General features: G+C 67.6%; 10 protein-coding genes. 8 read left to right on the top strand and 2 right to left on the bottom strand.

What is annotated here, in order from left to right:
* The 7 genes from HV766_RS22665 to HV766_RS22635 form a co-directional block, all read left to right on the top strand.
* Positions 1-1,405 (top strand): 3-hydroxyacyl-CoA dehydrogenase family protein (locus HV766_RS22665; RefSeq protein WP_175181884.1); only part of this gene is annotated, 1,405 nt, incomplete at its 5' end.
* Positions 1,406-1,481: 76 nt separating this feature from the next.
* On the top strand, positions 1,482-2,804 hold the full coding sequence (locus tag HV766_RS22660; protein ID WP_054453102.1) for an OmpP1/FadL family transporter: 1,323 nt from the start codon (positions 1,482-1,484) through the stop codon (positions 2,802-2,804).
* 62 nt (positions 2,805-2,866) lie between these two features.
* Positions 2,867-5,257: a 3-hydroxyacyl-CoA dehydrogenase/enoyl-CoA hydratase family protein gene (locus HV766_RS22655; RefSeq protein WP_175181883.1), complete on the top strand. Its 2,391-nt coding sequence runs from the start codon at positions 2,867-2,869 to the stop codon at positions 5,255-5,257.
* A 1-nt stretch (position 5,258) separates the two neighbouring features.
* A complete protein-coding gene (locus tag HV766_RS22650; RefSeq protein WP_175164306.1) occupies positions 5,259-6,458 on the top strand; it encodes an acetyl-CoA C-acyltransferase in 1,200 nt (399 codons plus the stop codon).
* 17 nt (positions 6,459-6,475) lie between these two features.
* Positions 6,476-7,021, top strand: a complete 546-nt coding sequence (locus tag HV766_RS22645; RefSeq protein WP_175181882.1) for a DUF4442 domain-containing protein — start codon at positions 6,476-6,478, stop codon at positions 7,019-7,021.
* Entirely contained in the window at positions 6,985-7,575 is a 591-nt protein-coding gene (locus tag HV766_RS22640; protein ID WP_175181881.1) for a chalcone isomerase family protein, read from the top strand. The genes HV766_RS22645 and HV766_RS22640 overlap by 37 nt, the downstream gene beginning before the upstream one ends.
* Before the next feature lie 48 nt (positions 7,576-7,623).
* Positions 7,624-9,321, top strand: a complete 1,698-nt coding sequence (locus HV766_RS22635) for an AMP-binding protein (protein WP_175181880.1) — start codon at positions 7,624-7,626, stop codon at positions 9,319-9,321.
* 57 nt (positions 9,322-9,378) lie between these two features.
* Here the strand turns inward: HV766_RS22635 and HV766_RS22630 are convergent, their stop codons facing one another.
* Both HV766_RS22630 and HV766_RS22625 read right to left on the bottom strand, forming a co-directional pair.
* On the bottom strand, positions 9,379-10,947 hold the full coding sequence (locus HV766_RS22630) for a sulfatase-like hydrolase/transferase (protein ID WP_175181879.1): 1,569 nt from the start codon (positions 10,945-10,947) through the stop codon (positions 9,379-9,381).
* A 10-nt stretch (positions 10,948-10,957) separates the two neighbouring features.
* Positions 10,958-11,932, bottom strand: coding sequence for a Bug family tripartite tricarboxylate transporter substrate binding protein (locus HV766_RS22625; protein WP_054453116.1), 975 nt, complete (start codon positions 11,930-11,932; stop codon positions 10,958-10,960).
* Between the two features lie 166 nt (positions 11,933-12,098).
* On the opposite strand from HV766_RS22625, the gene HV766_RS22620 reads away from it, so the two are divergent.
* Complete coding sequence (locus HV766_RS22620) at positions 12,099-12,623, top strand: MarR family winged helix-turn-helix transcriptional regulator (protein ID WP_054453118.1); 525 nt, start codon at positions 12,099-12,101, stop codon at positions 12,621-12,623.
* Positions 12,624-12,865: the final 242 nt, after the last annotated feature.

Raw genomic sequence — 12,865 nt, 5'->3', positions numbered from 1 at the left:
CCTGGCGGACGCGCGCGTGCCGCCCCGCCTGCTGCTGGCCGCCGCGCGCCAGACCGTGCTGTCGCGCAAGGCGCCACGCCGCGCGCGAGGCTTCGGCGCCTGGGCCAACCGCTGGCCGCTCAAGGCCATCGTCGCCAACCGCGCCCGCAAGCAGATCGCGGCCAAGGATCCCCTGGGCCACTATCCGGCCGCGCCCGCCATCGTCGAGATCTGGGAAAAGCACGGCGGCAACGCCTTGCAGGCGCCTGCGCTGATCGAGCGCATCATTTCCTCCGACACCGCCCGCAACCTGCTGCGGGTGTTCCGCCTGCAGGAACGGCTGAAGGCCAACGGCAAGCAGGCCGGCATTGCCCCCGCGCGCCACGTGCACGTGGTCGGCGCCGGCGTGATGGGCGGTGACATCGCGGCCTGGTGCGCGCTCAAGGGCATGACGGTCACCTTGCAGGACCAGGACATGGCGCGCATCGCGCCCGCCATCAAGCGCGCCGCCCAGCTGTTCTCGCGCCGCCTGAAGGATCCGCGACTCGCGCGCGCGGCGTTCGACCGCCTGGTGCCGGATCCCGCAGGCGGCGGCGTGCCGCTGGCCGACATCGTCATCGAAGCCATCAGCGAACAGCCCGAAGCCAAGCGCGCGCTCTACCGCGCGCTGGAGCCGCGCATGAAGGCCGATGCGCTGCTCGCCACCAACACCTCCAGCCTGTCGCTGGAGACCTTGCGCGCGGATCTGGCGCAGCCCCAACGGCTGGTTGGCATCCACTTCTTCAATCCCGTGGCCAAGATGCCGCTGGTGGAGGTCGTGCACGCCGACGGCGACTCGGACGAGGCGCAAGCCCGCGCCTGCGCCTTCGTCGGCCAGATCGACAAGCTGGCGCTGCCAGTCAAGAGCGCGCCGGGCTTCCTGGTCAACGCCGTGCTGGCGCCCTACATGCTGCAGGCCATGCGCAGCGTGGACGAGGGCCAGGCGCCCGAAGCCGTGGACGCGGCCATGGTCGCATTCGGCATGCCGATGGGGCCGCTGGAGCTGGCCGATACCGTGGGGTTGGATATTGCCCGTGCGGCGGGCGCGGAACTTGCTGGCGGCGCCGAGCCGCCGCGCTGCCTGGCCGAGCGCCTGGCGCGCGGCGACCTGGGCAAGAAAAGCGGCCGCGGCTTCTACGCCTGGCGCGACGGCAAACCGGTCAAGGGCGCCAGCCAGTCCGGCGCGCCCGCCGGATTGGCGCAGCGCCTGATACAACCGCTGATCGACGCCACCCGCCAGCGCGTGGATGCGGGCATCGTCGCCGACGCCGACCTGGCCGACGCGGGCGTGATTTTCGGAACGGGGTTCGCGCCATTCACGGGCGGTCCCTTGCATTACCAAAGCAGCAACGCGGTGCGGAGTATAAGACCGGCTGAGGCCGATTAGGACCTGTACAACCTAAACCGGAACGACAAGACCGGCAGTGCCATAGAGACATCATCCATCACGAGGAGGCAGTACCATGAGCAGACGTTCATTGTCCCTGAGCACCTTGTCGGCCCTCGTGGTCGGCCTGGGCGCATCCACGGCAACGCACTCGGCCGGCTTTCAGCTCCTGGAGCAGAACGCCAGCGGCCTGGGCAACGCCTATGCAGGCTCTGCGGCGAATCCGGAGAACGCCAGCATCATCTATTACAACCCGGCCGGCATGACCTACCTGCCCGGCTTCAATGTGTCCGGCGGCGTCAACCTGATCAAGCCGTCATTCAAGTTTTCAGACAACGGCGACAGCCGCAACCCCAGCATTCCCGGCCTGCCGGGCACCGGACTGGGCGGATCGCGCCCGACCGGCGGCAACGGCGGCGACGCGGGCAACCTCGGCGTGGTGCCCAATATGTACGCCTCCTGGCAGTTGAACGAGCAATGGTTCATCGGCCTGGGCGTGGGCGCCCCGTTCGGGCTCATGACCGAGTACGACGACGGCTGGGTGGGCCAGTACCACTCCAACAAGTTCGAGATCAAGACGATCAACGTCAACCCCTCGATCGCCTACAAGGTCAACGAAAAGTTCTCCATGGGCTTTGGCGTGAACTGGCAGCACATCGACGCCAATTACAAGAAGAAGACCGTGCTGCCGGTTCCCGGCATGCCGCTGGGCACCACCGGCGACGCCGACCTGAATCTCAAGGGCGATGCCTGGGGCTGGAACGTGGGCTTCATGCTGCAACCCACCGAAGACACCCGCATCGGCCTGTCCTACCGCTCGAAGATCAAGCACACCGCGAAGGGCGACACCGACATCACCAGCATCTATCCGCGCGGCAACTCGGTGTCGTTCGACGCCAAGGCCACCGTGTCCCTGCCCGACACCCTGATCCTGAGCGCGGCGCACCAGCTGAACGAACGCTGGGAACTGCTGGGCGACGTCTCGTGGACCGGCTGGAGCAGCATTCCCAATCTGAAGATCCGCAACTCGGGGCCGGGTGCGCGCGACGACGACCTGCCGCTGAACTTCCGCGACAGCTGGCGCGTCGCGCTGGGCGCCAACTACAAGTTCGCGCCCAACTGGAAGTGGAAGGTCGGCGTCGCCTTCGACCAATCGCCCGTGTACAAGGAAGCCGACCGTCCGACCTCGCTGCCGGACAACGACCGCTACTGGCTTTCGACCGGTATTCAGTGGCAGGCCACCAAGGACACCACGCTGGACGTGGGCTATACCTATCTCTACCTGCGCAAGACGGACATCGACACCACGTCCGGCAACCAGCTGACCAAGGGCCGCGTGGCGGGCACCTATGACAGCAATGCCCACATCCTGGGCATACAGCTGTCGTCCCGCTTCTAACCCGCCCCGGATGGCGGTCCGGCCCGGTCCGGCCCGCCATTCGTTTTTTTCAGGAGACTGCCTTGAGCAAGTTCGTCGTCAAACACGTCGCCGTCCTGGGGGCCGGCGTCATGGGTGCGCAGATCGCCGCCCATCTGGCCAATGCCGGCGTGCCCGTCACGCTGTTCGACCTGGCCGCCCCCGAAGGCGACCGCAACGGCACGGTCAAGAAAGCGATCGCCGGCTTGAAGAAGCTGGAGCCCGCGCCCCTGGCCGGCGCGGCGCGCCTGGCGTACATCACGCCCGCCAACTACGACGACGACCTGGAACAGCTGCGCGGCTGCGACCTGGTCATCGAGGCCATCGCCGAGCGCATGGACTGGAAGACCGCGCTGTACGAGCGCATCGCGCCGCACCTGGCCCCGGGCGCCATCATCGCCTCCAATACATCGGGCCTGTCGATCGACGCGCTGGCCAACGCCCTGCCCGCGGGCCTGCGCGACCGCTTCTGCGGCATCCACTTCTTCAATCCGCCCCGCTACATGCGGCTGGTGGAAATCATCGCCACTTCGCACACCCAGCCCGCCGTGCTGGATCAGCTCGAAACCTGGCTGACCTCGACCCTGGGCAAGGGCGTGATCCGCGCGCTGGACACACCCAACTTCGTTGCCAACCGCATCGGCGTGTTCTCGATCCTGGCAGCCATGCACCACACGGCCCGCCTGGGCCTGGCGTTCGATGAGGTCGACGCCCTGACCGGCCCGAAGATCGGCCGCCCCAAGAGCGCCACCTACCGCACGGCCGACGTGGTCGGCCTGGACACGCTGGCCCACGTGGTCGGCACCATGGAAAAGAATCTGCCGGACGACCCCTGGCACCGCTATTTCAAGCTGCCCGAGTGGCTCTCCGCGCTGATCGCCAAGGGCGCATTGGGGCAAAAGACCGGCGCCGGCGTCTACCGCAAGCAGGGCCGCGAAATCCAGGTGCTGGACCTGAAGGCGCAGGACTATGTGCCCAGCGCCGGCAAGTTGGCCGACGAAGTCGCCGCCCTGCTCAAGGAACGCGACCCGGGCAAGCGCTTCGCCGCGCTGCGCGCGAGCAGCCATCCCCAGGCCCGGTTCCTCTGGAGCCTGTTCCGCGACATCTTCCACTACAGCGCCGTGCAACTCGAACACGTGGCCGACAATGCGCGCGACCTGGACCTGGCCATGCGCTGGGGCTTCGGCTGGGCCCAAGGTCCGTTCGAAACCTGGCAGGCCGCCGGCTGGCAGGCCATCGCCGCCGCGGTGGCCGAGGACATCGCCGCCGGCCAGGCCATGAGCGACGCGCCGCTGCCGGCCTGGGCGCTGGAACCCGGCCGCAATGGCGCGCATGCGCCCGAAGGCTCCTACTCCGCGCGTACCGGCCAGCTGAGCCCGCGTTCGACGCTGCCGGTGTACCGCCGCCAGTTGTTCCCCGAGCGTGTGTACGGCGAAGGCGCCAGCGAGCGCGGCGTCACGATCTGGGAAAACGAAGGCGTGCGCCTGTGGAACCTGCCGCAGGTCGACGCCGGCGTGGCCATCCTCTCGGTCACCTCCAAGAACCACACCCTGGGCGCGGAAGTGCTCGACGGCATCCTGCAGGCGGTGGCGCGCGCCGAACGCGAATACGACGGGCTGGTCATCTGGCATGACGCGCCCTTCGCCGTGGGCGCCAACCTGCAGCAGGTCGCCGAGGCCTGCGCCGCCGGGCTATGGGACATGCTGGAGGCCACGGTTGAAAAGTTCCAGCGCGCCTCGCAGTCGTTCAAGTACGCGCAGATTCCCACCGTGGCGGCCGTGCAGGGCATGGCGTTGGGCGGCGGCTGCGAATTCCTGATGCACGCCTCGCACCGCGTGCTGGCGCTGGAAAGCTATATCGGGCTGGTCGAGGCCGGCGTCGGGCTGATTCCGGCGGGCGGCGGCAGCAAGGAATTCGCCGGCCGCGCCGCGGCGCTGGCCGCCAAGACAGCCACGCCGGGCGAGGTCTTCCCCTATCTGCAACCGGTGTTCCAGACCATCGCCACGGCGCAGGTCGCCAAGAGCGCGCTGGAAGCCATCGCCACGGGCTTCGCCCGCGAGCATGACATCGTCGTGTTCCATCCGGACGAGCTGCTGTACGTCGCCATCGGCCAGGCCCGCGCCGCGGCCGAGGCGGGCTACACGCCGCCGCCCCGCTTGCGCGACATTCCGGTCGCGGGCCGCAATGGCATCGCCAACTTTGAAATGGTGCTGGTCAACATGCGCGAAGGCGGCATGATCAGCGCGCACGACTACCGCGTGGCGCGCAGCGCCGCCGTGGCCCTGTGCGGCGGCGAGGTCGACACCGGCGCCAAGGTGGACGAGGAATGGCTGCTGGCCGTGGAGCGCAAGGAATTCGTGGCGCTGCTGCGCACGCCTGAAACCCAGGCCCGCATCCGCCACACTCTCGACACCGGCAAGCCCCTGAGGAACTGACATGAGCAAGCAGATTCAAGACGCCTACATCGTCGCCGCCACGCGCCTGCCGGTGGGCAAGCGCAACGGCGCCTACATCACCACCCGTCCCGACGACATGCTGGCCGCCGCGCTCAATGGCGCGCTGGCGCAGGTCCCGGGCCTGGATGCCGCGCGCATCGATGACGTCATTGCCGGCTGCGCCATGCCGGAAGCCGAACAAGGCATGAACGTGGCCCGCATCGGCCTGTTGCTCGCCGGCCTGCCGCAAAGCGTGGCCGGCGTCACCGTGAACCGCTTCTGCGCATCAGGCCTGCAGGCGGTGGCCGATGCCGCGGCGCGCATCCGCACCGGCGAGGCCGACATCATGATCGGCGCAGGCACCGAATCCATGAGCGCCATGCCGCAGATCATGGGCAACAAGGTGTCGATGAACCCCGCCATCTTCGAACACCAGGAAAACATCGGCATGGCCTTCGGCATGGGCCTGACCGGCGAGAAGGTCGCCGAACGCTGGAAGGTCTCGCGCGAGGACCAGGACGCCTTCGCCCTGGCCTCGCACCAGAAGGCCTGCGCGGCCATCGCCGCCGGCCACTTCCGCGCCGAGATCACGCCTTATGAAACGGTGTCGCGCCAGCCCGGCGACGCCAGCGGCACGGTGCGCGTCGCGCGCCGCCTGGTCGAGACGGACGAAGGTCCCCGCCCGGACAGCAGCGCCGAGGCGCTGGCCCGCTTGAAGCCGGTGTTCGCCGCGCGCGGCAGCGTCACCGCCGGCAACAGCTCGCAGATGTCCGACGGCGCCGCCGCCGTGATCCTGGTGTCCGACCGCATCCTGCGCGAATTCAATCTGAGCCCGCTGGCGCGCTTTGCCGGCTTCGCCGTGGCCGGCGTACCGCCCGAAGTCATGGGCATCGGCCCGGTCGCCGCGATCCCCAAGGTGCTGCAACGCGCCGGCATCGGCCAGGACGCGCTGGACTGGATCGAACTGAACGAGGCCTTCGCCGCCCAATCGCTGGCGGTGATCCGCGAGCTGAAGCTGGATCCGGCCAAGGTGAATCCGCTGGGCGGGGCAATCGCGCTAGGCCACCCGTTGGGCGCCACGGGCGCGATCCGCACGGCCACCCTGACCCACGGCCTGCGCCGCACCGGCGGCAAGTACGGCCTGGTGACCATGTGCATCGGCACCGGCATGGGCGCGGCCGGCCTGTTCGAGGCGATGTAGGCGGAGCGGCGCGGAACATGAAGCCCTATTGGTTCAAGAACCTGTCGCCGACCTGGCGGGCGCGCCTGATGCGGGTGGGCTTCAACCTGCATCCCGCGTTCCGCGCCACCGGCGGCAAAGTGGTGCATGTATCCGCGGATTTCCATCACATCCGCATCAAGCTGCCGCTGCTGCGGCGTACCCGCAATATCGTCGGCTCGATGTACGGCGGCTCGCTGTTCGCGGTGACCGACGGCGCCCACCCCACGATGCTGATGTCCGCGCTGGGCGCGGACCACATCGTGTGGGACAAGGCGGCCACCATACGCTTCCGCAAGCCGGCGTACGCCACGCTGTATGCGGACTTCCGGCTCCCGCCCGACGAAATCGCGGAAATCCGCGCAATCCTCGCGCGCGACCATGAAACCACCCGGACCTATACGGTGGAACTCAAGGACCGCGACGGCGTGGTCTACGCCGCCGTGGAACGCACGATCTATATCGCAGACAAGAAGTTCTACAAGCAGAAGAACACTGGAGGAGAATCATGCGTCGCATCCCCGGAGGGCGAATCGCCGCCCTGAGCCTCATGCTTGCCGCCTGCCTGGCCGGCGCCCCCGCACAGGCCGCCGACGTCGAAGTCGCCGGCCTGCGCGTTCCGGACAGCCTGTCGGAAGGCGGCCGCGCGCTGGTGCTGAACGGCGCCGGCGTGCGCACCAAGTTCGTCGTCAAGGTCTACGTGGCGGCGCTGTACGCCACCGCGAAAAGCGGCGATGCGGCTGCGCTGGTCAACAGCGACGAGCCGCGCCGCATGCGCCTCTTGCTGCTGCGCGACGTCGACAGCAAAAGCCTGGACGAAGCCCTGCAGGACGGATTGCGCGACAATACATCAGCGCAAGAGCTGGCCGAGCTGAAGGCGCCGGCCGCCCGCCTGTCCGCCCTGATGGCGGAAATCGGCGCGGTGCGCGAAGGCGACGTGGTCGACCTGGATTTCGACGCCCGCGGCGTCGCGGTCACCGATAACGGCAAGCCGCAAGGCCGCATCGACAGCCCCGCGTTCGCGCGCGCCCTGCTGAGGGTCTGGCTGGGCGACAAGCCCGCGCAAGCCTCCCTGAAAAAAGCCCTGCTGGGCGGCTAGGGCCCAAAGGCTCTCTTGCTGTACAGGCCACACACGGAAATCCGGCATATGGAACGAATCTGGCAGAAAAGCTACCCCGCGGGCGTGCCTGCGGACATCGAAATGGACGGCGTGACAACGCTGGTGTCGGTCGTGCGCGAAAGTTGCCGGCGCTACGCCGACAAGACCTCGTACATCAGCATGGGCAAGTCCCTCAGCTACGCCGAGCTCGACCGGCTGACGCGCGACTTCGCGGCCTGGCTGCACGCCAACGGCCTGGGCCGCGGCGACCGTGTCGCGCTCATGATGCCCAACCTGCTGCAATACCCCGTATGCCTGTTCGGCGCATTGCGCGCCGGCTGCGTGGTGGTCAACTGCAACCCGCTCTATACCCCGCATGAGCTGCAGCACCAATTGGTCGATTCGGGCGCCCGCGTCATCGTGGTCGCCGACAACTTTGCCGCTACCGTGCAGAAGGCCCTGGACGGCACCGCGATAGAACGCGTGGTGGTGACGTCCATCGGCGAGCTGCTGGGACCGCTCAAGGGACGCCTGGTGGACTTCGTGGTCCGCCGCGTCAAGCGCATGGTGCCCGCGTGGTCGCTGCCCGGCGCCATCCGGCTGGGCGATGCGCTGCGCGCCGGCGCCGCCGCGCCCTTCACGGAAGTGGAACTGGACCAGCGCGACCTGGCCTGCCTGCAATACACCGGCGGCACCACCGGCGTGGCCAAGGCGGCCATGCTCACCCACGGCAATCTGGTGGCCAATCTGAGCCAGGCCTATGCCTGGGTCCGGCCGCTGGTGACCGAAGGCGAGGAGTGCATCGTGACCGCCTTGCCGCTGTATCACATCTTCGCGCTGACCGCGAACTGCCTGACCTTCATGAAGATGGGCGCCAGCAACTTGCTCATCATCAACCCGCGCGACATTCCCGGGCTGGTCAAGGAAATGCGCAAGGTGCCGTTCTCGGCCTTCACGGGCGTGAACACGCTGTTCAACGCCCTGCTCAACAACCCGGATTTCGCGCGCCTGGATTTCTCGCGGCTGCGCCTGACGATGGGCGGCGGCATGGCGGTGCAGCGCTCGGTGGCCGACCGCTGGCGCGCCGTCACCGGCCGCTCGCTGGCGCAGGCCTATGGCCTGACCGAGACCTCGCCCGCGGTCACGATCAATCCGCTGGACGTGCAGGAGTTCACCGGTTCCATCGGCCTGCCCGTGCCATCCACCGACATTTCCATCCGCGACGATGCGGGCCAAGAACTGGGCGTGGGCGAGACCGGCGAAATCTGCGTGCGCGGTCCCCAGGTCACACAGGGCTACTGGCAACGGCCCGACGAAACCGCGCTGGTCCTGTATGCCGACGGGTTCCTGCGTACCGGCGACGTGGGTTACGTGGACGAAAAGGGCTATGTGTTCCTGGTGGACCGCAAGAAGGACATGATCCTGGTGTCCGGCTTCAACGTCTATCCCAACGAGGTCGAGGACGTGGCCGCGCTGCATCCCGGCGTGCGCGAAGTGGCGGCGGTGGGCGTGCCCGACGAGCGCTCAGGCGAAGCCGTGAAGCTGTATGTGATCCGCAAGGATCCGGCGTTGGACGCCGAGACCCTGATCGCGCATTGCCGCAAGCAGCTGACGGGCTACAAGGTGCCCCGCTACATCGAGTTCCGCGATGACCTGCCCCGCACCAACGTCGGCAAGATCCTGCGCCGCGAGCTGAAACCGGCGGCGCAGGAAGCCGTGCAGGCGCAAGTCCGCCAGCCGGGTTAAGACTGGACAGCCGCCGGCTCGCGCCGAACGCGGGCCGGCGGCTGGGGCCAGCCCGGCCTACCACTGCCCGAAAAACACTCCGGCCCGCTTGTGGGCGTTGGTCGCCTTTTCCACGGCCTCGTCGCTGATGGTGGTACGGCGCTTGCCGCGCAGCATCCATTCCAGCAGCCGCTGGCGCAGCTCCAGGCGCGTTTGCGCATGCGCGCTGCTCGCGCCCAGGTCCTGGAACTCGTCCGGATCGGCATGCAGGTCGAAAAGTTGTTCACGCTCGTCCAGCCAGTACACGTAGCGCCAGCGGTCCGTGCGCACCGACCAGGCGCGGGCGTTCTGCGGCGTCTTGCCGCACAACAGGCGGGCCTGGCGGAAGCTGTAGTCCAGCTCCGAATACACGCAATCGCGCCAAGGAGTCGCGCCATCGCGGCCGTGCAGCAAGGCCTGCAATTCGCGGCCTTCCAGCCGATGGCCGGGTCCGGGCTTGCCCAGCGCGCGCAGCACCGTGGGCACCAGGTCCACGCTTTCCACCATGTCGTCCAACGCGCGGCCGCGCGTGGCGTCGGCCGCAGCCGACGGGTCCATGACAATGAAGGGCACGCGCTGCACGGTGTCGTAGAACAACTCCTTTTCGCCCAGCCAATGGTCGCCGAGAAAATCGCCATGGTCCGCGGTGAACACGATGAGCGTGTTCTTCATCAGGCCCGCGCCTTCCATGTAGTCGAACAGCCGGCCCAGATGGTCGTCCAGCTGCCGGATCAGGCCCTGGTAGGCGGGACGCACCACGCGCACGCATTCGTCGGTCGAAAAGCTGACGCTCTCTTCCTGCTGCCGGTAGGCCGCGACCACCGGATGCGCGTTCTCCAGTTCTTCATGGTTGCGCCGCACTGGCAGGCATTGGTCCGGGGTGTAGCGCTTGTGGTAGGGATCCGGCGCCATGTAGGGCCAATGCGGTTTCACGTAGCTCAGGTGCAGCACCCAGGGCTGGCTGCCGCGCCGTTTCATGAAGTCCAGCGCCTGGTCCGTCATGTAGGCGGTCTCGGAATGCGGCTCGGCCACGCGCGCCGGCAGGTGTGCATTGCGCATGTTCCACCCGCTGACCACCTGTCCCGCGGCGTCGACCGCGGCGATCACGTAATCGGTCCAGGGGTCCGCGCTGTCGTAGCCGTGGCGCCGCAGAAAGGCGGGATAGCCGCTTTCGTCGCCCGGCGTGTGGTGGCCGTCGTAGCGGTCCAGTTCGGTGAAGCCGCCGCGGCCAAGCAGCGCGCCCAGCTCCGAGGAACCATCGATCGACAGCCGCTCCATGCCGGCCTTGTCGGGGATGATGTGAGTCTTGCCGGCCAGAGCCAGTTCGCGGCCCTGCCCCGCTAGGTATTCGCCCAGCGTGATCTCGTTGACCGACAACGGCACGCGGTTCCAGGTGGCGCCGTGGCGCGAGGGATAGCGGCCGGTGTAGTAGCTCATGCGCGAAGGCCCGCACACGCCCGAGTTCACGAAGGCGCGGTCAAAGCGCACCCCGCGCGCGGCCAGCGCATCCAGGCTGGGCGTCTGCAGATAAGGATGGCCATAACAGCTCAGGTGGTCGGCCCGCAGTTGGTCGGCCATGATGAACAGCACGTTCTGCACATCGCTCATCGTCGTCCTCCTATTGCGTGGCCGTGAAGCCGGATGCACGCACCACGGGCTCCCACTGCTCGCGGTACGCAGTCAAGGCGTCGGCTGTGCCGCGCGCATCCAGCGATACCGGCTCCAGGTAGGCTGCGCGCACGGCCTCCTGCATGGCGGGCTCGCGCAACACCGCCGCGATGTCCGCGCCCAGCCTGTCGGCCTTGGCCTGCGGCATCGCTGCCGGTGCGAAGAAGGCGTTCCAGCCGTTTGCCGCAAGGTTCACCCCGCTTTCCTTGAAGGTGGGCACGTCCTTGAGTTCGGCATCGCGCGCCTCGCCGGACACGGCGAGGATGCGGATCTTGCCGGCGCGGTGCTGCGGCAGCAAGGTGTCCAGCGTGTCTATGCCCTGCGGCAGGATGCCGCCTATCAATTCGGAAATCAGCGGCGCCGATCCGCGGTATCCGACCACTTCCGGCTCCTGGCCCAGTTCACGTCCCAGCATCAGCGCAAAGAAGTGCGGCAGGCTGCCGGTGGCCGGCACGCCGACGGCGAACTGCTTGGGGTTCGCCTTCAGCCACTGCCGCAGGCCAGCCAGGTCCTGGATCGGCGAATTCGCCGCCACCGCCATCGCAAATTTATAGCTGCTGACCAGCGACACGGGCTTGAAGTCGCGCTGCGCGTCGTAGCCCGGTTGGGCATAGACCAGCGGCGCCACCACCATCACGGCCGGGTTCGCGAGCATCAGCACGTTCTGGCCGGCCGGCGCCGTGTGTAGCGCCTGCGCCGCGATGCGGCCGCCCGCCCCCGTCTTGTTCTCGACCACCACGGGCACGCCTACCCGATCCTTGAGCCGGTCCGCGACCAGCCGCGCAATGCGGTCCGAACTGCCGCCTGGCGGATAACCCACCACCACCGTCAGCGTCCCGTCCAGCGGGGCCTGCTGCGCGCCGGCCAACGGTGCGGCCCCCGCAAGTATTGCCGCCGCGGCAGCGCCCGATATCCATTTACGCATGGTCAACTCCTGGAGACAGCGGCCCGCTGTCGATTATGGTTGTCACTGCCTGGCCGATACTCAAATAGGAAAATTGACTTTAGCAACGCCCGTATTTGTTGATCTAATCCAGGACTTCCCATAACGATATGCAGCGCGAACTGCAACACCACCAGGAGGAGACGCCATGCCGACCGATTCCGCGTCCGGGCAGCGCCAGCTTTCGGACATGCTGATGTACCGGCTATACCAGGCATGGTCGCAATCGAATCCCGTATTCCTGCGCCTGTGCGAAGGACGCTTCGGCATCACGCGGCGCGAATGGCGGGTGCTGGCCTGTGCCGTCGAGGGCGGCATCATGAGTTCGGCTGAACTGGCGGCCGCTGCAAAACTGGATCTGGCGCGCACCTCGCGCACCCTGGGCGCGCTATGCGAAAAAGGCTGGCTGCGCCGCCTGCACGACAGCGCCGACCGCCGCGTGGTGCGTGTGGAAGCCACGGCCGAAGGCAGCACCCTGTACGACGCCTTGCTGCCCGAAGTCTCGCACCTGAACGACCTGCTGGTGCAGGACCTGAGCGCCGACGAGGTCGCCTTGCTGCGCGACCTTCTGGGCCGCATCGAACAGCGCGGCCGTCGCATGGCCGAGGGCAATATCGTCTCGGAAAAAGCCAGCCGGCGCGACGGCGGCACCCGCCGGCCGCGCCACGCCTGAGCCGTTCTGTCGCGCCTCGCCAACAGGCGAGCGGCTCCCGCGCGCCTTTCCCTGACCTCGCCAAGCCACTGATAGGACGGCGTTTTTCGTCGTCCACCTTACCGCCCGGCAAGCTTTGCACGGCTTTTTTACATCTGCGGATCGCGGATTTTCTGACATCCTTGATCTATTAAATTAATAATAGTTATCGTTGTCATTTACATCCAAAATCGGCCGAACTCAGGCCGAAGGGGAAATCCGTT

Origin of the sequence: Achromobacter aegrifaciens, assembly GCF_902859735.1 — a bacterium.
Lineage (GTDB): Bacteria > Pseudomonadota > Gammaproteobacteria > Burkholderiales > Burkholderiaceae_B > Achromobacter > Achromobacter aegrifaciens.
This window is presented reverse-complemented; position numbering and strand designations above follow the sequence as displayed.